This is a genomic window from Metabacillus indicus LMG 22858, assembly GCF_000708755.2.
Classification (GTDB): domain Bacteria; phylum Bacillota; class Bacilli; order Bacillales; family Bacillaceae; genus Bacillus_P; species Bacillus_P indicus.
The window spans coordinates 195,808-219,342 of the sequence record NZ_JGVU02000002.1; the positions used below are offsets into that span (position 1 = coordinate 195,808).

Sequence of the window (23,535 nt, forward strand, 5' to 3'; positions counted from 1 at the left end):
TTTATGAGGATTCTTCACTTTCTCTGAAGCATTCTCTTGGCATAGATGATGACATAGACGGATAATGAGAAAAGTGTAATAACAGGACCTGTTTGCGTAAGCACGGACCAGACGGAACCAAGCACAACCGGCGCATCTTCCCTTAAAAATACAGGAATGACGGAAACCTCTGAACCGGAAACACCCAAATACAGCGGTTTCCAGAAGAGCCAGGCGAAAAATGCCGCATAAATGCCCTGCAGGATCCTTGCAGCGAAAAACGGCTGAAAACGGATATCTGTATCAGCAAGGATACTTGCCACCTGCGCCTGGATGGACAATCCGCTGAAGCCGAGCATAAAGCTGACGACAATTGCTTTTTGAAGCAAGTCTGTGTCAACCGTGCTCACAAGCTGACTGCCAAGAGTCATCTCAAATAACCCTGAAACGAGTGGAAGACCAAGAGAAGCCGATAAATGAACAGAAGCGAGAATAAGGCTGAATCCTGCAGCCGCTGCATCTGTCAGAGATAAAAGGGATAATAGTTTGTTTATGACAGAAAATAAAATAATAAAGCCGCCTACCATTAAAAGCGTCTGGATGGATGAAAGAACGGCATCGCCAAGCATTTTGCCAATTGGGCGCCGGTCTTCCAGCCGTGTTCTGTGCATTTCATCAAAAGCTTGTTTAATGGACGGAATCTTTCTTGATTTGTCCTGATTTTCAGATTGGCTGTCCCTGCCGTGAAACCTCATTGTAAGACCTACTGCAAGATTTCCGGAGTAGTGGGCAGCTGCAAGCAGGAGACCAAGTGCCTGATTGTTGAAAAAACCGATCGCTACAGCACCGAATATGAACAGGGGATTTGATGAGTTTGTAAATGAAACTAGCCGCTCGGCTTCTCCTGCAGTAAGCTGCTGTTTCTTCCTCATCTCTGCAGTCAGTTTAGCGCCTGCCGGAGACCCTGAAGCCCATCCCATCGCCCAGACAAATCCGCCAATGCCGGGCACTCTGAACAGCGGCCGCATAACTGGTTCAAGAAGCACGCCGATAAAGGCAACAACACCGAAGCCGGTTAATAGCTGAGAGAGAATGAAAAACGGAAGAAGAGACGGAAAAACAACTCCCCACCATAATTCAAGCCCTGCCTTAGAAGCAGTAAAGGAAACCTTCGGGCTTATGATCATGGCAAATGCAAGGATGAAAAGCGAACATCCAAGCACGAGTGTCTTCATTTTAGATGAATTCAACATGCGTCCCCCTCTTGCTTCTTTCTATACTTTTGAAAGCAGGAAGTGATAAAATAAAATCAGACTTCCTGCAGGGTTGTACACTCTTTGATACTTCAATATACGAGAATAGGGGACCGTTTTAGACCATAGAATTGACTAATGAACGAATTGACATCAGAGGAGGGTATCTCTTTGAAAAGAGAACCTAAAATTGGTCTTGCACTGGGATCCGGGGGAGCGCGCGGATTTGCACATCTCGGAGTACTGAAAGTATTGAACGATGAAGGAATACCTGTCAATATGATTGCCGGAAGCAGCATGGGCGCGCTTGTCGGGAGTTTTTATGCAACGGGGCTCGGATTTGAGCATTTATATAAACTTGCAGTGATGTTCAAACGGAAATACTATCTTGACTTTACTGTGCCGAAAATGGGGTTCATTGCCGGAAACCGCGTCAAGGAATTTATCCGTGTTTTTACAAGAGGGATGAATATCGAAGATCTCGAAATCCCGCTCTCTATTGTGGCAACGGATTTGTATGAAGGAAAAAAAGTCATCTTTACAAAAGGGCCTGTGGCAGATGCAGTGAGGGCAAGCATTGCGATTCCAGGCATATTTGTTCCTGAAAAAATTGACGGCAAACTGCTCATCGACGGCGGAGTGGTCGATCGTATTCCCGTATCGGTTGTCAAGGAAATGGGGGCAGATCTCGTCATTGCAGTGGACGTTTCCCGCGTGAAAAAGACAGAAGAAATTACATCCATCTTTGATGTTATTCTGCAGAGCCTTGATATTATGCAGGATGAACTTGTTCATCACCGAAAAATTGCTTCTGACATTATGATTCGTCCGCATGTCGAGCAGTACAGTTCCAAAGCCTTTAAAAACATTAAAGAAATCATTGAAATTGGTGAAAACGAAGCAAAAAAGCATGTAGAGGAAATAAAATTGCTTATAGAGAGCTGGAAGGGGTCTCAGCAGGATGAAGAAGAATACTAAACTGGTAAGAGCGATCCTTATAGGGATCATTCTGGCAGCGGTGCTGAATTTTATTAAGCTTCCTTTTTATATAACGAAGCCCGGAATGGCTACGGAGCTTGAGCCGATTATTGAAGTGGAGGGCGGCTATGAGGAGGAAGGCAGCTTTTCCCTTACAACCGTAGGTTTTGGAAGAGCCAACATCTTCTCTTACGCCATAGCTTCTGTGTTCCCGTATCACGAAATCCTTCCTCTTGAGGACGTTGTCCAGGAAGGTGAATCAGATGATGAGTATCTGGACCGGCAGCTTCATATGATGGAATCTTCTCAGGAATCAGCGGTTGCGCTTGCTTATGAAAAAGCGGGCAAAAAGGTAGATTATCTTTTCAGGGGAATTTACGTCATGCAGGTGGTAAAAGACATGCCTTCTGAAGGCAAGCTGAAAAACGGCGACAGAATTTTTGAAGTTGACGGCAGCGAATTTAAAACAGCTGAAGAATTTATTGCATATGTCGGCAAAAAGAAAAAAGGCGACACAATCGAAATTACATATGAACGCAATGGGAAAAAAGGAAAAACAGAGATTGTGGCTGACACCTTCCCGAACGATCCGAAAAAAGTGGGAATCGGCATATCTCTTGTAACGGACAGGGAAATTGAAACCGATCCGGACATTACGCTTGATACAAGCAATATTGGCGGGCCTTCAGCAGGACTGATGATGTCGCTTGAAATTTATAATCAGCTCACAAAAGAGGATTTCACAAAGGGCCATCAGATTGCAGGAACCGGAACCATTGACGACAATGGAAAAGTCGGTCCGATCGGAGGGATTTCGCAGAAGATTGTGGCTGCCGATAAATCAGGTGCAGATATTTTCCTTGCTCCAAATCAAGAGGGCATTGAAACGTCAAATTACAGGGAAGCGGTCAAGACGGCAAAAGAAATAGGCACAGAAATGAAAATCGTACCTATAGACACTTTTGACGACGCAATCGCTTATCTGGAAAAGCTGGACGTGAAATAAAACGGGCGTCAGCTCGTGAAAAAACCACGCGGAACATTTCTGCGTGGTTTTTTTCGTATATAAACCTCAACTGAACTAAGTTCTACAAAAAACAGCCTTTCTCCCTGTCATACTGAAACGGTCTAGTGGAATATTCCCGTTTTATGCAATGGGATCTCAGCGGTTCAGGCAGAATCATCGCATGAACCGCTGAAGCTTTGATGTCGAGATCAAGCAGCGGGTGGCTGAATGATGAAAGAACAGAAACAAGCGGCGTCTCCAGGTTTTTTTTCACACTGTTTAAGTAGGACCTGCCTGCATCCGACATTCCGAGCAGTCTTAAATAGGGAGCGCGTCCGCCTGCCTGCTGCATTTGATCTTTCGTTGTCCGTGTTAAAAGATGAAGGCACATCCGCTGCAGTCTTGTCCACGTATATCGTTTCGTTTTAAGCTGTTCCATGAACTCTTTAAAAGATTCCGCATGCATAATCACAGATTTGACCCTGTTTTCAAGGCCTTCCTCAACTTCATAGATTTGTCTCATTTCTTCCATGCTCATCGTGCAGACCGTATACTTCAGCAGGTTAAAATAGTTTTCCCAGTGATGAAGGACGCCGTGCTCTGATTCATACTCACGCAGAAGCTCGTTTGTAGACGATGGAACAAAGGGGGAAATATCCTTTTGTTCATCTGAAAACAGCGCTTTTCTTATGCTTGTTGCACTTGCAATCGGAGAAGAATTAAAATCCTCATCATGATAGCCTGCAGCGGTCCGTTTGATTGTGAGGGGACGCATGGATGCTTTCTGCTTTTGGATCGCACGGACATACTGAAACCCCAGAATATTATTTGGAAGGGACAGATCAAGCGGGCGTGAATCTGTTTCCAGGGAAAGAAATGCTGAGGTCTGGGCACTGGGATAGCTCATGCCCTCTTTCATAAACTGTTTAACCAGCTGCTGATACTCTGCATGATGGCTGTTCAGCAGCTCGGCTGTTTCAAGAAAAGGAGAAATCTCCCCGTTTTCACTCCCGAAGCATACACTGCTGCATCCGAGTGCTTCAAGAATGGAAATGGCACCATCTGCAAAGGTTTCAGCTTTTTGAGTTGCATAGGCATAAGGGAGTTCAATCACAAGATCTGCACCCTGCTTTAATGCCATTTTCGTACGAGCCCATTTTGAGACAAGCGCAGGCTCGCCGCGCTGAAGAAAGTTGCCGCTCATCACGGCAATCACTGCATCTGCACCAGAAGCCGTTTTCGAAGCCTCAAGATGATAAAGGTGTCCGTTATGAAACGGATTATATTCCACAACCAATCCAACCGCTTTCAAGTGGGCATGCCTCCAAACCAAATGTTTTACATAAATCATGTCTCCTGAAGCAGAGGAAGTCAAGTTCGGTTCTTTGAAAAGCTGTTCTGCTGTTTTTGAGGGACCGGTTTGAAGCTTGAGGTAGCAAAAAGGATTGTATTACGACCCTTCAGTGAAAAGGGTGGTGGCTGAAGGTTCAAAAGAGGGCGCATATGACCGTTTAGAGAACAGCATCTGAGCTGAAGGGTTATAAGAAGACTACATATGACCGTTCAGGGAGCAGCATCTGAGCTGAGGGGTCATAAGAAGGGTGCATATGACCGTTCAGAGAGAAACATCTGAACTGAGGGGTCAAAAGAAAGCCGCATATGACCGTTCAAAGAACAGCAGCAGACCTAAAAGGTCAAAAAAAGATTTCATATTACTGCACAATGAATTCCTCCTGAAAAAAATCCTCCATGCACCTGACATAAAAAAACGTGTTTTTTGCCCCGAATATTTTGCTTTAAATGCTTATTCATGTATACTAAACACTGTAAAGAAAAAATATTGACAAATATTATTGCGAAAGCTATAATTACCTTTGTTGCCTTGAGGTGATACCATATGAAATGGTCTATTAATGAATTGAACAAACTGCAAAACAAGGGACTGCAGATTGATGAAACGATCCAGTTAACCGATATGAGAGGCGCTCTTTCTGAAGTTCGCGATATTTCTCCTGTTAAAGTAACAGGCAGAGCAGATCTCGGCTCTTCAAAAGCTGTCTTTCATCTGACGCTTTCCGGCACGCTGATTCTCCCTTGTGCAAGAACGCTGGTGGATGTTCCATTTCCGTTCGAAATTCATACAACTGAAACGTTTTTATTAAAACCGAATGCAGACTTCGAGATGGAAGAAGATGTCCATCACGTTCAGGAAGATATCGTTGACTTAATACCTGTTATTAAAGAAAACATTCTTTTGGAAGTGCCGATGCAGGTTTTTAGCGATTCTGTTGAAGAAAATGATCAGGCTGCCCCGCAAGAGGGAAAAGATTGGAAAGTGATCTCTGAAGAAGAGAACAAAAACAAGATTGACCCAAGACTTGCCGGGTTATCGAAATTTTTCGATGATCAAGACAGCTGATGCTATTGTTTAGCACTTATATATAGGCTGTTACACACTGTTTTAACGAAACTCTGTAAGGAGGTGGGAATAATGGCTGTACCTTTTAGAAGAACTTCTAAAACGAGAAAGAGACTGCGTCGTACACACTTCAAATTGCAAGTGCCTGGTATGGTAGCATGCCCAAACTGTGGTGAAGTGAAATTAGCTCACCGCGTATGTAAAGAATGTGGAACATACAAAGGAAAAGAAGTTGTAAGCAAATAACAGCTTCATTAAAAAAGCAAGGATCCTAAAGGGTCCTTGCTTTTTTTTGTGTTTGTGCTGGTTTGCTTCTTATCCTTCCTATAAAATAAGAGGGGAGATAATAACGGCAAGAAGGGGATGCATATGGGGAAAGTAACAGCAGTCGAAAGCGAGGGTATTCTTCAGGTTACGCTGAACAGGCCTGAACGGAGAAATGCCATAGATTTTGATGTCATGAATGAACTGAGCCAGATTCTTGCTAGCGCACTGGATAATGAAAGAATTCTTGCACTGACGATAACCGGCAGCGGGACAAAGGCTTTTTGCTCAGGCGGAGATCTTTCCGTTTTTCATGCCCTTGAGACGGAGGAGGAAGCATTTGAAATGCTATCACGAATGGGCGATATTCTTTACCGGATCGCTGCTTTTCCTCTTCCGGTCTTTGCCCTCATTAACGGAACAGCTGTCGGGGGCGGAATGGAGATTGCTGCGGCTGCTGATTTCAGGCTGGTCAGCGTTGGTGCCGACCTCGGCTTTATTCAGGGCAGTCAGGCAATCACGACCGGCTGGGGAGGCGGCACGCTGCTGTTTGAAAAAATACAGCATGATGCTGCTATGACGATGCTGATGAGCGGAAGAAAATTAGGGGCACTAAAGGCAAAAGAACTGGGATTTGCTTCAGAAGTTCTTGAAGCTTCCGACTTTGAATCCAAAGCGCTGCGCTATGTGAAAGAGTCGCTTGTATCTTTCCCGCCGGTGCTGAAAGCTTATAAGCAAATGCAGGTTGAAAAGTGGATGGCAACAGGACTCAGGGACCGTATGAACAAAGAAATCCGTCAGTGTGCAAAGCTTTGGACAGGTGAAGAACATATGCGGCTGGTGCAGAAGTTCCTCGCCAAAAATGACGCGGCAAAAAAGAGCTTGTAAGTCATGTATTAAAACATTGTCAATTAGTCTATCTACTCTAGCAGGCGCATAAGTATGTAAAAAATGCGCATTGAGGGGGAACAGACAATGACGACTACACGGCAGGATGCCTGGACACAGGATGAGGATTTAATGCTGGCAGAGATCGTACTCAGACAAATCCGGGAAGGCGGCACGCAGCTTGCTGCATTCGAAGATGTCGGCAGAAAATTGTCCAGAACGGCAGCTGCATGCGGTTTCCGCTGGAATTCGTATGTCAGAAAGCAATATAAATCTGCAATTGAGATTGCCAAGACGCAGCGTAAACAGCTGCGCAGCCAGGAACCGAACGACCAGCCTCAAAAACAGGCTTCAAGCACAGCTGATCACGAACCTGCTGAAGCGGGCGCATTGACGTTAGGGGATGTCATTGCCTTTCTGCAAAACTATGAGAACTCAGGGAGTCCAGCAGGGCTCAAGAGTGAAAATGAAAAACTGGCTCAGCGCATAAAGCAGCTTGAACATGATCTTGAACAGGCTAAGTCAGAAAAAGAAACGATTCATAATAATCTTAAGATGGTGGAAGAGGATTATATGATGCTGATTGAAATGATGGAAAAAGCGAGAAACATAGCTGTCATGAGAGATGATGAACGAAGCAGAAAAGTGAATTTTCAAGTGGACCAGAACGGAAAAATAGAACGGACAGAAAAATAAGAAATGACCGCTGACAAGCGGTCATTTCTTATTTTTTATGCATTTTCGCTTTTTTGCTCTGATACTCCTTCAGGATACCATACGAGAGGATTTTCTCCCTTATCGCGCTCCATATCATACGTTACCGGCTCAAATCCCATCCTTGACCAGAACTCCCCGGATTTCACGCGCGGATTTGTTTTAATCGGCACACCATAGGATTTTGCATATTCAACAAGCGCCGTGCCGCAGCCCTTGCGTTTATAATCAGGCAGAACTTCAAGCTTCCAAAGCTCCAGATAATCCTGCTTAGGTTCAAAGTAAACATCAAACCTTTTATCAACACGGTAGAGACTCATGCGGGCGACAAGCTTATCCCCGAAGTAAATCCCGTAAAATGGTGAATTGCTGTCATTTTCAATGATATTGTCCTGAAGATCGTCAAGCATGGAGAGTTCCTGAAGCCCGTACTCTTTGAACTTCTTAAATTCTTCCAGCGTTTTAAAATTTATTAATAATTTTTCTACCTTAAACATGGTTTATGCCCCCTTGCAGCCTATGAATCTTGCGTTTAAGATCATTAAAATGGTAAAGCTTTGCATTTATTATACCATGCTCAGAAAATTAAGAAAGGTTTTCGTATGCGTTTTCATTTTTCGGGAAGGAATCTTTAAAAAGATGGAGAAATGTACTTAGTGGGGATTTTCTTATCATCATGGGAGGGGAGAATATTGAAGAAAATTTTAATTGCAAACAGGGGAGAAATCGCACTCCGGATTATGAAAACGTGTCAAAAAATGGGGATAGAAACGGTTGCTGTTTATTCGGATGCCGATGAAGGACTGCCTTTTGTAAAGGCAGCTGATTATGCATTCAGGATCGGTGAAGCGCCTGTAGCGAAATCTTACTTATTAAAAGATGATATTTTAAACATAGCAGTCCGTGAAAAAGTGGATGCCATTCACCCGGGATATGGTTTCTTGTCCGAAAATACCGAGTTTGCCCAGGCGGCAGAGGCGAAAGGGATTAAATTTATTGGCCCGAAGTCTGAGACACTTGCCATAATGGGTGACAAAGTAGCGGCTAGGAAAACAATGAAAGAAGCAGGTGTTCCCGTCGTGCCGGGAAGCTCAGGACTTGCTGATATGGACGAAGCATGCGCATATGCTTCTGAGATCGGCTATCCGGTCATGCTGAAAGCAAGCGGAGGCGGCGGAGGAATCGGCATGCAGCGCTGCGATGACGAGGAAGCTTTGAAAAAATCCTTTGCTTCCGTCAAGACGAGAGCAAAAGCTTACTTTGGAAATGATGATGTGTTTATTGAAAAATTCATTTCAGAAGCAAGGCATATTGAGATTCAGCTTTTTGGTGATGAGTTCGGGAATGTTGTGCACATGTTTGAGCGGGATTGTTCTGTTCAGCGCAGAAACCAAAAAGTGGTGGAAGAATCACCATCGCCTCATCTGTCTGAAGCAACCCGGGAAAAAATGTGCGCTGCTGCAGTTGCTGCAGCCGTTCATGCAGGGTACATAAATGCCGGCACGATTGAATTTATTGTGGATGAAGAAGAAAATTTCTATTTCCTTGAAATGAATACAAGACTTCAAGTGGAGCACAGGGTGACAGAAGGAATAACAGGACTTGACCTTGTTGAATGGCAAATCAGGACCTCGGCAGGAGAAAAGCTTCCATTCTTGCAGCCTGAGATCACAAAAGAGGGCCATTCCATCCAGTTCAGGCTCTATGCGGAAGATCCTGTGAAATTCATTCCGTCACCAGGTTTAATTAAAGCGTTTACATTTAATGAAATGGACGGAGTCATTGTCGACTGTGCCTATGCAGAAGGGGATACAGTCACACCGTTTTATGATCCGCTAGTTGCAAAAATCATTGTAACCGGTGAAAACCGTCCGGATGCATTAGCTAAAGCCGAGACATTTTTGAACGGAGTTAAAATAGAAGGAATTAAAACCAATCTTCCGTTATTTCTGACGATCTTATCAAACAGTCAGTTTAAAAAGGGCACATACAGCACGTCCTTCCTGCAGACGGCCGTTTTGGCATAAGAGAGTGCTGAAAGGCTTCAGCAGATTCAAAAAACATGAATAAAGTAACCAAACACCATGAATGGAGGATTTAAACATGATCGAAATTAAAGCAAGTATGGCAGGAACGGTATTACATGTATTAGTGGCAGCAGGTGATGAAGTAGCGGCTGGACAAGATGTGATCATGCTAGAGTCAATGAAAATGGAGATCCCCCTCGACAGTCCGGGAAACGGCACAGTGGAAGAGGTGAAAGCAGAAGCTGGGGATTTTGTTAACGAAGGCGACGTTCTGCTTGTTTTAAAACCTTAATGGAGGAGGGATTCCAAATGATGAAAGTTGATGAACTTGAAAAATTGCTTAAAGAAAAGACAGCTGAAATCGAAGCCGGCGGACACCCTAAATATCACGACAAACTGAATGCCCAGGGCAAGCTGTTTGTCAGGGAACGGCTGAACAGGCTGTTTGACAACGGAAAGTATACAGAAGACGGCAAGTTCGCCAATAATCAGGCAGGCGATCTTCCATCTGATGGAGTTGTGACCGCTGTCGGAAAAATAAACGGAGAAACGGTTTGCGTGATGGCTAATGACTCGACGATCAAAGCGGGATCATGGGGTGCCAGAACCGTTGAAAAAATCATCCGCATTCAGGAAACAGCAGAAAAATTGAAAGTGCCCCTCCTCTATTTGGTTGATTCTGCAGGTGCCAGAATTACGGATCAAATTGATATGTTCCCAAACCGCCGAGGCGCAGGCAGAATATTTTACAATCAGGTAAAGCTGTCCGGCAGCATCCCGCAAATCTGTCTCCTCTTTGGGCCTTCAGCTGCGGGGGGAGCTTATATTCCTGCTTTTTGCGATATTGTGATCATGGTTGACGGGAATGCTTCCATGTATCTTGGATCTCCGCGCATGGCCGAGAAAGTCATCGGGGAAAAAGTTTCGCTAGAGGAAATGGGCGGTGCGAGAATGCACTGTTCGGTGAGCGGATGCGGTGACGTTCTTGTGAAAACAGAAGAAGAGGCGATTCTTGAAGCAAGACGCTATTTGACGTACTTCCCGCAAAACTATCTGAGCGTGACGAAAGAAGCAGAACCTGTTTTGCCAAAACAGGGCAGACCGCTTACAGAAATTGTGCCTCACAATCAGAATGCGCCGTTTGATATGTATGAATGCATTGATTCACTTATTGATGCAGGCAGTTTTTTTGAAATCAAACGATTATTTGCTCCTGAAATCATCACAGGATTTGCGAGACTGGACGGGAAAGTCGTGGCCATTATCGCGAATCAGCCGAGGGTAAAAGGAGGCGTGCTTTTTGTGGATTCCGCCGACAAAGCGGCAAAATTCATGCAGCTGGCAGACGCTTTTCACATTCCGCTCCTGTTCCTTGCCGATGTGCCGGGTTTCATGATTGGAACGAAAGTGGAGCGTGCCGGCATTATCCGCCACGGGGCAAAGATGATTGCAGCGATGAGTTCGGCAACTGTGCCTAAAATCTCCGTGATTGTGAGAAAAGCATACGGTGCAGGACTTTATGCGATGGCAGGCCCTGCATTTGAAACAGATTGTGTAATCGCCCTTCCAACTGCGCAGATCGCCGTTATGGGTCCTGAAGCAGCAGTGAATGCCATTTACTCAAACAAAATTAATGAAATTGAAGACCCGAAAGAAAGAATGAAGTTTGTTCTTGAAAAGCAGCAGGAATACAAAGAAAATATTGATATTTATAAGCTCGCATCAGAAATGATTGTGGATGATATTGTTTCTGCTGATAATCTGAGAGAAGAACTGATCTCAAGATTTTCCCTTTATGAAACGAAAGCCATTCCATTCGGCGAACGCAAGCATCCGGTCTATCCGGTCTGATTATAAACAAGCCAGTCAAGAGCTGGCTTGTTTTCTTTTATTTGGCGAAAATTTCACCTAACATGCGGCGGAATAGCTATAGGAACATTTTTACTATTTTGTTATGATAAAGAAACGAATGAGAAACGGTGGGATGCTTATATGGAAATTGGCATTATCGGCACAGGCTCTGTGGGAATGCTCTGTGCAGCTTACTTAGCTAAAGAGCACATAGTCACAGTTTACACGATAAGAAAAGAACAGTCAGACCTGATCAATGAAAAAGGAATAATCCTTATTCATGGCGATCAGAAAACAACTGTAAAAGATGTGAAAGCGCGTTCCGGCAAGGATTTCAAAGAGCCTCTGCTGATAATAGCGGTCAAGCAGTATCAGCTTGGCGATGTTCTTCCTTTATTAAAAGAAACGAAAGAAAGGAAAAACCTCCTGTTTCTCCAAAATGGCATGTCGCATATCCCAATGCTTGAATCTCTTGAAGGACATAATGTCTATATCGGTTCTGTCGAACATGGATCTTTAAAGACGGGGGATGCGACTGTCGCGCATACGGGTGCGGGTGTCATTAAAGTGGGTTCTCTTTTCCCTGATCAGCCTCCTCTGACACTTACGGACCTTCATTCAGAACGTTTCCCGTTTGAAGCTGCCCGGAACTGGAAAGAATCACATTCAAGAAAGCTGCTTGCAAATGCAGTGATTAATCCGCTGACAGCACTTTTAAAAGTGAAAAACGGTGAGCTTACTGAAAACCCGCATTACAGCAGAATGGCTAAATCGGTATTTAAAGAAGCTTCCGGGATTTTGGGTATAACGGATGAAAATGCCGAGTGGGAAAAAGTGATGGAGATCTGCAGAAGGACGGCGGAGAACAGGTCGTCCATGCTCAGGGATACGGAAGCAGGCCGTAAAACAGAGATTGACGGCATTATCGGCTATTTGCTTGATGAGGCAAAAAAGCAGAATACCCGGGTTCCTCTGCTTGAGTTTTTGTATCATGCAGTTAAAGGCGGGGAAAAAGAATGAACGGCGAATGGATCATAAATCTGGCAGCATTTGCCGTGTCTCTGCCGCTACTTACTTTCCTCATTCTGGTCGCTGTTTTATCAGCTGTAACGGGAAATGTAAAAAGGGGTATGCTGTATGCAGCAGATGCTGCTGTCATTCTGTTCGCGCTCTCCATTTATTTTAAATTGCTTGTTTTATCTGATACCGCTGTTTACGGGGGCATTTTTCTGTTTCTGCTGCTTGTGATGTTTGCTGTTCTCATTTATATGATAAGATCGAGCTCTTCTGTGCCGCTGTCAAAAGCCTTCAAAAAGTGCTGGCGATTTTCTTTTCTGATTCTCCTTCCGCTATCAACCATTCTTGCGGTATTCGGAGCAGTAAGAGGGATACTCGAATATATCTGAAGGTGCAGGCAAAGTCTTTTTCTTTTCAGCCGGATAAATGCTATACTCTTCTCGGATGCTTACATAACCCGGAAAGGAAGTTTACACAAATGGAGATTACTGACCTCTCCCTTCGCCATTCAAACCGATTAGTCGAAGATCTGATCAGCGGCAGGCTGAATACAGCGGACTACTTTGACTACAGCATTACGGATGACACCGTTTATGAACAAAGAGTGAAGGATTTGAAAAATAGAACATTCGCAAGAGAAGAGCTGTCCTCCTATCTTTTGAGGTACCACCAAAAGCATTTTCAGGACAAGGAACCTGTGATCCGGAACATTGAGCGTTTAAAAGATCCGGAAAGTCTTGTTGTCGTCGGGGGACAGCAGGCAGGTCTTCTGACAGGACCGCTCTATACAATTCACAAAATCATCTCAATTCTCGTCCTTGCAGAGCAGCAGGAAGCAAAGCTCTCTGTTCCGGTCATTCCAGTCTTCTGGGTGGCGGGTGAAGACCATGACTTTGCTGAGGTCAATCATCTGCATGTCTCTCAAAACGGGGTTATCAAGAAGAAGGCTGTTAAAACAGCCATGAATGAAAAGATTCCTGTGTTCTATAAGAATATCGACCACGAGGAATGCTGGAACTTTATCTGCTCTATTTTTGAAACTTTCGGGGAAACCGACTATACAATGGAGCTGATGAACAGCCTCAAACAAACATTGTCTGTTTCAGCCACATATACAGAGTTTTTCGAACATCTTACATATGAAATGTTTTCGGATTACGGATTGGTGCTCATTAACTCTTCAGATCCTGAGCTCAGAAAAATGGAAGCCGGATTTTTTCAGCATTTGATCTTGAAAAATGAAGAGCTGTCTGAGAGCCTTTCAGCTCAGCAGGCATTCATGAAAGAAGCTGGCTACAAGCCGATCATTGAAGCCGATCACACGAGCGCAAATCTTTTCTACCATGACAGCAAAGGTGACCGTCTGCTTCTGAAGCGTACAGGTGATTCCGTCTTTTCGGCCGAAGGTCAGTCGTTTACAGAGGCGGAACTGAAGCAGTTTGCAGAACAATATCCAGAGAGGCTGAGCAACAATGTTGTCACAAGGCCGCTCATGCAGGAATATCTGCTTCCGACACTTGCCTTTATCGCAGGGCCGGGAGAAATTTCTTACTGGGCAGAGCTTAAGAGAGTATTTGATACAGCAGGCTTTCACATGCCGCCTGTCGTGCCAAGGCTGAATATCACCATTGTTGAACGGTCCATTGAATCGGACATGAGGGAAGTTTCACTTACGATCGATGACCTGTTTTCAAAAGGGGCTGACAAAGTCCGTGAAGAGTGGCTTGCAAAAATGGAGCCTTCTCAGCTGACCCCTGAAATTTCTCAAGCAAAGACCGAGATTGAACGGATTCACAAAAACCTGCGGGAGTCAGCAGTATCAAAAGACGCTAGTCTGGAACCGTTTCTTGAGAAAAATGCATTTTTCATTCAGTCTCAGCTTGATTTGCTTCAATCTTACGTCGACAAAAAAATTCAGCAAAAGCACCGCGCAGAATTGGATAAATTCACAAGAATCGCGAAATCTCTCCAGCCAAATGGCGGATTTCAGGAGAGAACATGGAATATTTACTATTATTTGAATAAATATGGACCCCATTTTGTGCACGAAATCGTGAAGCTTCGCTATTCTTTTAACTTCCATCATAAAGTTGTCAAAATTTAAAGAACGAATTTCTGAAATCCTGTGGAATACAGGGTTTTTTTTTATGAAAAGAACGTGTAGAATAGGAAGTGGGGAGAAGTGGGGGGAAGTGGTGACCGAGAGGAAGAAAGTGGGGCGACGGACATGTTCATGGGTGAATATCATCACACGATTGATGCAAAAGGCCGCATGATCGTTCCAGCCAAATTCCGCGAAGAACTCGGAGAAACTTTCGTCATCACCAGAGGACTCGATCAATGCTTGTTCGGCTATCCGATGAGTGAATGGAAAATGATCGAAGAAAAACTGAAGGCCCTTCCATTAACAAAAAAAGACGCACGTGCATTTACAAGGTTTTTCTTCTCGGGTGCTGTTGAATGCGAGCTTGATAAACAGGGGCGCATAAACCTGGCTGCACCGCTTCTGCAGTATGCAAAGCTTGAAAAAGAGTGTGTTGTTATCGGAGTATCAAATCGGATCGAACTTTGGGATAAGGCAATTTGGGATACATATGTAGCCGAACAGGAAGATTCATTTGCCGAAATTGCTGAAAATATGATTGGTTTTGATATATAATAATCTCTTGTGCAACAATGAGTAATAGCAATGTCAAAATCAGCATCCCAAGTACGTACGAATCTGATAAAGGTGGTAGCAACAATGTTTCAACATAAAACAGTATTATTGCATGAAACGGTAGATGGTTTGAACATCAAAGAAGATGGGGTATATGTCGACTGCACATTAGGCGGAGCGGGACACAGTTCTTACTTGCTGTCCAAGCTTTCAAAAAAAGGGCACCTTTTCGCTTTTGACCAGGACGATGCAGCCCTCTCGCATGCAGAAAAGCTATTAGAGTCCTACAAAGGACAAGTAACATTTATTAAGAGCAATTTCAGACATTTAAAAGAAGAACTTGAAAACCTTGGTGTAACAGAGGTTGACGGCATTTTATTCGACCTCGGAGTTTCATCGCCGCAATTAGATACACCTGAGAGAGGCTTCAGCTATCATCATGACGCACCTCTTGATATGAGAATGGATCAGAACGCAAGGACTTCCGCCTATGATGTCGTGAACGGGTGGACCTATGAAGAGCTGGTTAAAATCTTCTTCAGATACGGAGAAGAAAAGTTCTCTAAACAAGTAGCAAGGAAAATTGAAGCTGCAAGGGAAATTCAGCCGATCCGGACGACCGGAGAGCTGGTGGAACTAATTAAGGATGCCATTCCCGCACCTGCAAGACGCAAAGGCGGCCATCCTGCCAAACGGATTTTTCAGGCGATCCGAATTGCGGTTAATGATGAATTGAAAGTGTTTGAAGAAGCGATCGGACAAGCAGTTGAAATGATTAAACCCGGCGGCAGAGTCAGTGTCATTACCTTCCATTCTTTAGAGGACCGAATCTGCAAGACGGCATTCAAGCAAGCTGCTTCATTACCGGAACTGCCTCCTAATTTGCCGGTTATACCTGATGAATTCAAGCCTAAAGTGAAACTGATCACAAGAAAACCGATTACACCATCTGAAGAAGAGCTTGAAGAAAACAATCGTGCAAGATCAGCCAAGCTGCGTATACTTGAAAAACTGTAAAAAATAGATGAAACGAGGGGGTTTTGTTCATGAGTAATTTAGCTGTGAAAATCCAGCAGCAAAGGCAAGAGCAGCATAAGCAAATGCCCGAACAGCAGCAATCTGTGGTCATCAAAAGAAGACCTACAATCACAATCGGCGAAAAAGTGCTGATCGTTGCCTTTTTATCTGTTCTGCTGTTTGCAGCCATTCAAATTGTTTCAAATAGCGTCGCGGTCTACAAGGGAAATGTGGCCGTTCAGAAAATCGAAGCAAAAATCCAGGATCAGCAGAAAGTAAACGCAGATCTTGGCGTACAGGTAAAAGAGCTAAGCAGCTATGAGCGCATAATGGGCATAGCTAAAGGCCTTGGACTTGAGCTTGATACGAATAAAGTGAAAGTAGTAAATGACTAATCATGAATCAGCCGAAAAATATCAATATGAACAGAGGAGCAGCAATATTAACCTTAATATTTGCATTGCTCTTTTTTGTCTTAGTCATCCGTTTCTTGTATTTGCAGACAACAGGCGAAGTAAATGGGGAAGTCCTTGCCGCAAGGGCCCAGGAACAGTATGAAAGAAAGCGGACAATAGAAGCAAGCAGGGGCTCCATTGTAGACAGAAAAGGTGAAGTGATTGCCGAGGATACAAATACGTACACTCTGATCGCTGTACTTGACGAAAAAATGACCACTTCTCCAAAAAAACCAAGACATGTATTTGACCCTGAGGAAACGGCGGAAAAGCTTGCTCCCCTCCTTGATATGGAAAACAGTGAAGTCAAGGATATCCTTGAAAAAGATGCCGATCAGGTCGAATTTGGATCAGCGGGCAGAAACATCAGTCATTCACTCAAAGTCAAAATTGAGAAATTAAACCTTCCGGGTATCGGTTTTATCCGTGATACGCACAGGTATTATCCAAACGGCACCTTTGCATCACATATTATCGGGTATGCCCAAAGAGAAGAAGGTTCAAAGAAAACTATCGGCATGTTTGGAATTGAAAAAAGCCTTGATAAGTTCCTTCAGGAAAAAGACGGATATATGGCATTTGAAGGCGACAAGCAGGGGTTCAAGCTTCCAAACGGCGAGGAAAAGATTGTTGCTCCAGATAATGGAGATACGGTCTATCTGACACTCGACCAAAAGATTCAGACATTCCTTGAAGATGCGATGAACGAAGCGGCTGAAGAATATGAACCTGAAAAAATCATCGGAATTGTCGCAGATCCGAAAACAGGAAAAATACTGGCAATGGGGCAGCGCCCGAGCTTTGACCCTAACGTCCGTGATATTAATAACTATTATAATGATTCAGTGGCCTATCCTTTTGAGCCCGGCTCAACTATGAAGATCTTCACTGTGGCAGCAGCTATAGAAGAGGGTGTCTTCAATAGGGACGAGTTGTATAAATCCGGCGCCTATAAAGTAGAAGGCGGAAGAATCCGCGACCATAACAAAACCGGATGGGGGACGATTACTTTCCTTGAAGGTGTTCAGCGTTCATCTAACGTCGCGATGGCTATTCTTGCAAAAGAAAAGCTTGGCCCTGACCGCTTTATGAATTACATGGAGAAATTCGGACTGAATCAAAAAACGGGAATCGATCTTCCCAATGAAGCAAACGGAGTCTTCAATTACAAGTATGATATTGAAAAAGTAACAACCGCTTTCGGCCAGGGATCCACTGTAACGCCAATTCAGCAGGTGCAGGCAGCTACGGCGATTGCTAACGGCGGCAAAATGATGAAGCCGTACATCATTGATAAAATTGTTGATCCTGACAGCGGAAAAACGGTGAAAGAAAACAAACCGCAAACAGCGGGAACGCCAATTTCGGAAAAAACCTCAAAAGAAGTGCTCGACATTCTTGAAACAGTCGTAAGTTCCGAAAAAGGCACAGGAAAACCATACAAAATTGAAGGCTACAGTGTGGCCGGAAAAACAGGAACGGCCCAGATGGCAGGCAGTGATGGAAGATATCTGACCGGCAGAAACAATTTTGTGTTCTCATTCCTCGGAATGGCGCCGAAAGAAGACCCTGAACTCCTTGTTTATGTAGCGGTGCAAAAGCCGCAGCTTAAAGATACGGAAACAGGTTCAATGCCCGTATCGACCGTGTTTAACTCTGTCATGAAAAACAGTCTTCAGTATATGAAAATCCAGCCGACTGAAGAAGTGGAAGAAGAACCGGAAAAAGCGGAGACAGAAGTAGGCTCTGAGCTTCCTTCTTTTGAAGGGGAAAGTGTCACAGCTGCACAAAAATGGCTGCAGGACAATAAGATGAATGCCGTCATTCTCGGCAGCAGCAATGAAGTGATTGAACAATACCCCGAAGAAGATTCGAGATTGATCGCGAACGGGCGGGTTTTTCTGAAGACAGACGGGAAAATGTCAATGCCTGATCTTACCGGATGGTCATCGCGGGATGTCATGAAGCTTGCCAATTTCCTTGATTTAGAGCTTGAGGTAAAAGGGAATGGCTATGCTGCCTCTCAAACAATCAAAAAAGGTGAACGTGTTCAGAAAAATGACCGGGTGACGGTGAAACTTCAAAGTCCAGCGGGGGCTTCCGGTGATGAAACGGAAGAATCTGAAGAGACTGAAACAGAATAAGAGAGGGCCCGGACCGCTTTGGACGGGCTCTCTTTTTGCTTTTTCCTAGTTGTCCAGTCAAAGTTCTAGCACTCACGGTACAAGCATATATTTGAACGAGCCTTAAGTAAGGAGGAAAATATATGCGAGTTTCAAATGTGACGGTGCGCAAACGGCTTGCAATGGTGCTGATGTTTGGTTTTCTGATTTTTCTTATTATCGATATCCGCCTTGGATACGTTCAATTTTTTATTGGAGACAAACTGACAGCCCTGGCGAAGGATTCCTGGAGCCGGAACATTCCGTTTGAGCCGGAGAGGGGCGAGATTCTGGACAGGAACGGCGTGAAGCTTGCGACGAATATGAGTGCTCCGTCTGTTCTCGTTGTGCCGAGGCAGGTCGAGGACCCGGCGGGCACGGCAGAAAAGCTTGCAGCTGTTCTAAATATGCCGAAAGAACGTGCTTATGAACTGATCACCCAGAAGCAATCCATTCAGAGAATTAATCCCGAAGGCCGAAAGATTTCTCATGAAAAAGCAAAAGAACTCAGGGCACTCGGTTTAAAAGGTGTTTACATAGCGGAGGATTCAAAACGCCATTATCCGTTCGGCAGCTACCTCTCGCACGTACTCGGATTTGCAGGAATTGATAATCAGGGCCTGCTTGGACTGGAGTCGTATTATGATGAACAGCTGAAAGGAACAAAGGGATATGTGAAGTTTTATTCTGATGCTAAAGGGAAAAGGATGCCAAAAGAGGCTGATGAATATACCGCTCCGGTGGATGGCCTGAATTTAAAACTGACAATCGATTCAAAAGTGCAGACGATCGTCGAGAGGGAACTCGATAATGCACAGGCACAATACAATCCAGACGGCATGATCGCAATCGCGATGAATCCGAAAAACGGCGAAATCCTTGCGATGTCAAGCAGACCTGATTTTGATCCGGCGGATTTCCGGAATGTCGATCCGCTCATCTATAACCGGAACCTCCCTGTATGGAGTTCCTATGAGCCTGGTTCAACATTTAAAATCATTACACTTGCAGCTGCACTTGAAGAGAAAAAAGTAGATTTGCAGAAAGAGCATTTTCATGACGGGGGTTCAGTGGAGGTTGGCGGGGCCAGATTAAAGTGCTGGAAGCGCGGAGGACACGGGAGCCAGTCTTTCCTTGAAGTTGTTCAGAACTCCTGTAACCCGGGTTTTGTAGAGCTTGGTCAAAGACTTGGAACCAGCACCCTTTTTAAATACATCCAAAACTTCGGTTTTGGCCAAAAAACAGGCATTGATCTTCAGGGAGAGGCCAGGGGAATCCTGTTTGATGTTAAAAATGTAGGACCGGTGGAACAGGCAACGACCGCATTCGGACAGGGGGTATCCGTTACACCGATCCAGCAGGTTGCAGCCGTTGCGGCAGCTGTAAATGGAGGTACGCTTTACACCCCGTATATAGCTAAGGAATGGATCGACCCTGTTACAGGAGATGTGATCAGCAGCACAGAACCCGAAGCAAAGCGCAAAGTCATTTCCGAAGAAACGTCGAAGCAAATCAGATATGCACTTGAAAGTGTAGTAGCCCAAGGAACAGGGAAAAACGCATTTGTTGAGGGGTACCGTGTAGGCGGAAAAACAGGGACAGCTCAAAAAGTAAAAGACGGTGTCTATATGAAGAACAACTATATTGTTTCATTCATTGGATTTGCTCCGGCAGACGACCCGGAAATCGTCGTTTATACAGCAGTCGATAATCCTAAGGGCACTGTGCAGTTCGGGGGAACGGTTGCAGCCCCGATTGTCGGAAACATTATGGAAGACAGCCTGAGGGAGCTTGGAGTGAAACCGCGGAAAAACCAAATCGAGAAGGAATACACATGGCTAGACACAAAACTTGTGAGCGTTCCGAATGTTGTAGGGCTTACAGCGCAGGAACTCAGGGAGCAGATGGTGAATCTCAAACTTGATATCGCAGGATCCGGAGATACAGTTGTTCAGCAGTCGCCTCAAGCAGGCGTAAAGGTGAAAGAAGGGTCAACACTTCGTCTTTATTTAGGAAAAGGAAGCAAAAAATCAGATGACAATGACTAAACGCATATGTTCTGAAGCCGGCATTCACAAAACGTGACTGCCTCGCTTTTGTTTGGGGAGAAACAGCTCTGCCCCCGCACATTTTTTAGTGCGGATATGGCTCTTTTACCGAAGATAAGATAAAATAGGTACTGTGCGTTTTTCTGACAAAAGGATGACCATTTGCCGGTATGCCGGCAGGCCGTATATGGAAAAGGACGATTTGCTGCACGACTAAAATAAAGACAGAAACTATTGTTGGTTCTTGAGAGGATTTGGTAAAAATGAAATTACACACACTGCTTTCGCAGCTTCAGAATATAAAATGGAATGTGGAGGAAAATCCGGAAATTCTCTCGATTGAAATGGATTCACGGGAAGTAAAGCAGGACAGCTTATTTATCTGCATCAGCGGATATACGGTTGACGGACACGATTATGCAGAGCAGGCCGTAAGGAACGGCGCAGCCGCTGTACTGTCTGAAAAACCTTTAGACCTGCCGGTGCCTGTTGTCGTTGTTAAAAATACTAAGCGTGCGATGGCGCTTCTTGCAGATGCTTTTTACGGCCATCCAACACAAGGCATGCATTTGATCGGCGTAACAGGAACAAACGGAAAAACATCAACGACACACCTGATTGAGAAAATTCTTGAAAATGCAGGGAAAACAACCGGCCTGATTGGAACAATGTACATAAAGATTGGCAATGAAGAACTGAGTGTCAAAAATACGACACCTGAGAGCCTGACCCTTCAAAAAACATTCCGTACAATGGCAGATAAAGGAGTAAGCCATGGTGTGATGGAGGTTTCATCTCACGCTCTCCATATGGGCCGCGTCCATGGATGTGACTATGATGTAGCCGTGTTTACAAACCTTACCCAGGATCACCTGGATTATCACGAGACAATGGATGCGTACCGTGCAGCCAAAGGGCTCTTGTTTTCTCAGCTTGGCAATACATTTAACCCGGATAAGCCCAAAACGGCGGTTTTAAATGCAGATGATCCTGCATCAGGCGAATTTATGAGCATGACAGCAGCCCATATTCTCACATACGGGATTGATTCAGAATGCGATGTATCTGCACGAAACATCGTCATGTCTCCAAGCGGAACGGCATTTGACCTTGTCACACCGTTTGGCTCACAGCACATCAAAATGAAACTCATCGGCAAATTCAGCATTTATAACGCTCTCGCTGCTGCATCAGCGTGTCTTGCTTCTGGTGTAAGCCTTGAAATTGTTGCCGGGACACTGGCTGAGATTGAAGGGGTAAGAGGCAGATTTGAAGTCGTTGACGGAGGCCAGGATTTCTCTGTCATCGTTGATTATGCCCATACACCTGACAGTCTTGAAAATGTCCTGAAAACAGTAAAGCAGTTTGCTGCAGGAAAAACGTTTGTCATTGTCGGCTGCGGCGGGGACAGAGACAGGACGAAGCGGGCCATCATGGCGCAAATAGCTGTCAAGTATGCAGAAGAGCCCATTTTCACATCGGATAACCCAAGAAGCGAAGAGCCTGCTGCTATCCTTAAGGAAATGGAAGAAGGTGTTGAAGGAGCCTATTTCCATACGATCGAAAAAAGGGAAGATGCGATTTTTTACGCAGTAAATGAAGCAAAAGCGGGGGATGTGATCCTGATTGCAGGCAAGGGTCATGAAACGTATCAGATTATCGGATCAGAGGTATTCGATTTTGATGACCGCGAGGTTGCGCTGCGTGCGGTACAATCTAAATTAAATCAATAACCGGCGGACTTATCCGTACTTTATGAATGAAACAGGGACGCTCAGGCTTACGGGCCTGCGTCCTGCAGTGATACCAGGGAGGATCTATACATGCTTGAACAAATTATCATCTTTACAATACTAATGGGCTTTTTAATCAGTGTTCTGATATCTCCCATCTTTATCCCTTTCTTAAGAAGGCTTAAATTCGGACAGAGCATCAGGGATGAAGGGCCAAAATCGCATCAGAAGAAATCAGGAACGCCTACGATGGGCGGCATCATGATTATCTTGTCTGTCATTGTGACAACCATTGTCATGAGCTACAAATTTGCAGAACCAAGCGTTGAAATGTATTTGCTTTTATTTGTTACGTTCGGTTACGGCCTTCTCGGGTTTTTGGATGATTTCATCAAAGTTGTGATGAAGCGCAACCTCGGCCTAACATCGAAACAAAAGCTGCTCGGGCAAGTCATTATTGCTGTTATTTTCTATATCGTTTTCAGACAGTTTGGATTCTCTTCAGAGGTCCGCATTCCGGGTACTGAGCTCGGTGTTGATCTTGGATGGGCGTATGTGCTGCTTATTGTCTTCATGCTTGTCGGCGGTTCTAATGCAGTTAACTTGACGGATGGTCTCGACGGTCTGCTTTCAGGTACGGCTGCCATTGCGTTTGGAGCATTTGCTGTTCTTGCATGGAATCAATCTCAATATGATGTGGCCATTTTCTCTGTAGCAGTCGTAGGGGCTGTTCTTGGATTTCTCGTATTTAATGCTCACCCCGCAAAAGTATTTATGGGAGATACAGGATCTCTTGCGCTAGGCGGAGCAATCGTAACCATCGCCATTTTAACCAAGCTTGAAATCCTGCTTGTTCTGATCGGCGGAGTATTTGTTATTGAAACTCTTTCCGTTATTATTCAGGTAATCTCTTTTAAAACAACAGGAAAGCGCGTCTTTAAGATGAGTCCCCTTCATCACCATTATGAACTGACAGGATGGTCGGAATGGAGAGTTGTCGTGACGTTCTGGTCAGTAGGGCTGATTTTCGCCGTTCTTGGAATTTACGTAGAGGTGTGGTTATAA

Annotated in this window: 23 protein-coding genes; 20 read left to right on the top strand and 3 right to left on the bottom strand. The window is 44.6% G+C overall.

Annotation, left to right across the window (positions count from 1 at the left end):
* Positions 1 to 14: 14 nt before the first annotated feature.
* The gene (gene ylbJ, locus AZ46_RS04205) at positions 15 to 1,229 is read right to left on the bottom strand and encodes a sporulation integral membrane protein YlbJ (RefSeq protein ID WP_029285054.1); all 1,215 of its coding nucleotides are present in this window, start codon (positions 1,227 to 1,229) and stop codon (positions 15 to 17) included.
* 141 nt (positions 1,230 to 1,370) lie between these two features.
* Here ylbJ and AZ46_RS04210 point away from each other — a divergent pair, with 141 nt between their 5' ends.
* Positions 1,371 to 2,210, top strand: a complete 840-nt coding sequence (locus AZ46_RS04210; RefSeq protein ID WP_051827082.1) for a patatin-like phospholipase family protein — start codon at positions 1,371 to 1,373, stop codon at positions 2,208 to 2,210.
* Entirely contained in the window at positions 2,194 to 3,216 is a 1,023-nt protein-coding gene (locus AZ46_RS04215; RefSeq protein WP_029285051.1) for a SepM family pheromone-processing serine protease, read from the top strand. The genes AZ46_RS04210 and AZ46_RS04215 overlap by 17 nt, the downstream gene beginning before the upstream one ends.
* A gap of 82 nt (positions 3,217 to 3,298) precedes the next feature.
* Here AZ46_RS04215 and AZ46_RS04220 read toward each other — a convergent pair whose 3' ends face one another.
* On the bottom strand, positions 3,299 to 4,528 hold the full coding sequence (locus AZ46_RS04220) for a nucleotidyltransferase (protein WP_029285049.1): 1,230 nt from the start codon (positions 4,526 to 4,528) through the stop codon (positions 3,299 to 3,301).
* A gap of 295 nt (positions 4,529 to 4,823) precedes the next feature.
* On the opposite strand from AZ46_RS04220, the gene AZ46_RS04225 reads away from it, so the two are divergent.
* The 5 genes from AZ46_RS04225 to AZ46_RS04245 all read left to right on the top strand — a co-directional run bounded on the left by AZ46_RS04225 (position 4,824) and on the right by AZ46_RS04245 (position 7,483).
* Positions 4,824 to 5,060, top strand: a complete 237-nt coding sequence (locus tag AZ46_RS04225) for a hypothetical protein (protein ID WP_029285047.1) — start codon at positions 4,824 to 4,826, stop codon at positions 5,058 to 5,060.
* A gap of 53 nt (positions 5,061 to 5,113) precedes the next feature.
* Entirely contained in the window at positions 5,114 to 5,635 is a 522-nt protein-coding gene (locus AZ46_RS04230) for a YceD family protein (protein ID WP_029285045.1), read from the top strand.
* A gap of 72 nt (positions 5,636 to 5,707) precedes the next feature.
* Positions 5,708 to 5,881 carry a 50S ribosomal protein L32 gene (rpmF, locus tag AZ46_RS04235; protein ID WP_029285043.1) on the top strand — a complete coding sequence of 58 codons (174 nt, stop codon included), beginning with the start codon at positions 5,708 to 5,710 and terminating at the stop codon, positions 5,879 to 5,881.
* 123 nt (positions 5,882 to 6,004) lie between these two features.
* The gene (locus AZ46_RS04240; RefSeq protein ID WP_029285041.1) at positions 6,005 to 6,787 is read left to right on the top strand and encodes an enoyl-CoA hydratase/isomerase family protein; all 783 of its coding nucleotides are present in this window, start codon (positions 6,005 to 6,007) and stop codon (positions 6,785 to 6,787) included.
* A gap of 87 nt (positions 6,788 to 6,874) precedes the next feature.
* Positions 6,875 to 7,483 carry an RsfA family transcriptional regulator gene (locus tag AZ46_RS04245; protein ID WP_029285040.1) on the top strand — a complete coding sequence of 203 codons (609 nt, stop codon included), beginning with the start codon at positions 6,875 to 6,877 and terminating at the stop codon, positions 7,481 to 7,483.
* A 35-nt stretch (positions 7,484 to 7,518) separates the two neighbouring features.
* On the opposite strand, the gene AZ46_RS04250 is transcribed toward AZ46_RS04245, so the two are convergent.
* Positions 7,519 to 7,998, bottom strand: coding sequence for an N-acetyltransferase (locus AZ46_RS04250; RefSeq protein WP_029285038.1), 480 nt, complete (start codon positions 7,996 to 7,998; stop codon positions 7,519 to 7,521).
* 195 nt (positions 7,999 to 8,193) lie between these two features.
* Here AZ46_RS04250 and AZ46_RS04255 point away from each other — a divergent pair, with 195 nt between their 5' ends.
* The 13 genes from AZ46_RS04255 to mraY all read left to right on the top strand — a co-directional run bounded on the left by AZ46_RS04255 (position 8,194) and on the right by mraY (position 23,535).
* Positions 8,194 to 9,528: an acetyl-CoA carboxylase biotin carboxylase subunit gene (locus tag AZ46_RS04255; RefSeq protein WP_029285037.1), complete on the top strand. Its 1,335-nt coding sequence runs from the start codon at positions 8,194 to 8,196 to the stop codon at positions 9,526 to 9,528.
* Between the two features lie 76 nt (positions 9,529 to 9,604).
* The gene (locus tag AZ46_RS04260; protein ID WP_029285035.1) at positions 9,605 to 9,820 is read left to right on the top strand and encodes an acetyl-CoA carboxylase biotin carboxyl carrier protein subunit; all 216 of its coding nucleotides are present in this window, start codon (positions 9,605 to 9,607) and stop codon (positions 9,818 to 9,820) included.
* 20 nt (positions 9,821 to 9,840) lie between these two features.
* Complete coding sequence (locus AZ46_RS04265; RefSeq protein ID WP_407656359.1) at positions 9,841 to 11,379, top strand: acyl-CoA carboxylase subunit beta; 1,539 nt, start codon at positions 9,841 to 9,843, stop codon at positions 11,377 to 11,379.
* 141 nt (positions 11,380 to 11,520) lie between these two features.
* Complete coding sequence (locus tag AZ46_RS04270; protein ID WP_029285032.1) at positions 11,521 to 12,399, top strand: 2-dehydropantoate 2-reductase; 879 nt, start codon at positions 11,521 to 11,523, stop codon at positions 12,397 to 12,399.
* Positions 12,396 to 12,785: a DUF3397 family protein gene (locus AZ46_RS04275; protein WP_029285030.1), complete on the top strand. Its 390-nt coding sequence runs from the start codon at positions 12,396 to 12,398 to the stop codon at positions 12,783 to 12,785. Before AZ46_RS04270 ends, AZ46_RS04275 begins: the two co-directional genes overlap by 4 nt.
* A gap of 89 nt (positions 12,786 to 12,874) precedes the next feature.
* On the top strand, positions 12,875 to 14,500 hold the full coding sequence (gene bshC / locus AZ46_RS04280; RefSeq protein ID WP_029285028.1) for a bacillithiol biosynthesis cysteine-adding enzyme BshC: 1,626 nt from the start codon (positions 12,875 to 12,877) through the stop codon (positions 14,498 to 14,500).
* 123 nt (positions 14,501 to 14,623) lie between these two features.
* Positions 14,624 to 15,055, top strand: a complete 432-nt coding sequence (gene mraZ, locus AZ46_RS04285) for a division/cell wall cluster transcriptional repressor MraZ (protein WP_029285027.1) — start codon at positions 14,624 to 14,626, stop codon at positions 15,053 to 15,055.
* An 84-nt stretch (positions 15,056 to 15,139) separates the two neighbouring features.
* Positions 15,140 to 16,072 (top strand): 16S rRNA (cytosine(1402)-N(4))-methyltransferase RsmH, encoded by a 933-nt coding sequence (gene rsmH / locus AZ46_RS04290; protein ID WP_029285025.1) that lies wholly within the window; start codon positions 15,140 to 15,142, stop codon positions 16,070 to 16,072.
* A gap of 29 nt (positions 16,073 to 16,101) precedes the next feature.
* Positions 16,102 to 16,467, top strand: coding sequence for a cell division protein FtsL (ftsL, locus tag AZ46_RS04295; protein WP_029285023.1), 366 nt, complete (start codon positions 16,102 to 16,104; stop codon positions 16,465 to 16,467).
* Between the two features lie 2 nt (positions 16,468 to 16,469).
* The gene (locus tag AZ46_RS04300) at positions 16,470 to 18,671 is read left to right on the top strand and encodes a penicillin-binding protein (RefSeq protein ID WP_029285021.1); all 2,202 of its coding nucleotides are present in this window, start codon (positions 16,470 to 16,472) and stop codon (positions 18,669 to 18,671) included.
* Positions 18,672 to 18,793: 122 nt separating this feature from the next.
* Positions 18,794 to 20,737 (top strand): stage V sporulation protein D, encoded by a 1,944-nt coding sequence (locus AZ46_RS04305; protein WP_029285020.1) that lies wholly within the window; start codon positions 18,794 to 18,796, stop codon positions 20,735 to 20,737.
* 263 nt (positions 20,738 to 21,000) lie between these two features.
* Entirely contained in the window at positions 21,001 to 22,470 is a 1,470-nt protein-coding gene (locus AZ46_RS04310) for a UDP-N-acetylmuramoyl-L-alanyl-D-glutamate--2,6-diaminopimelate ligase (RefSeq protein ID WP_029285018.1), read from the top strand.
* 90 nt (positions 22,471 to 22,560) lie between these two features.
* Positions 22,561 to 23,535, top strand: a complete 975-nt coding sequence (mraY, locus tag AZ46_RS04315) for a phospho-N-acetylmuramoyl-pentapeptide-transferase (RefSeq protein WP_029285016.1) — start codon at positions 22,561 to 22,563, stop codon at positions 23,533 to 23,535.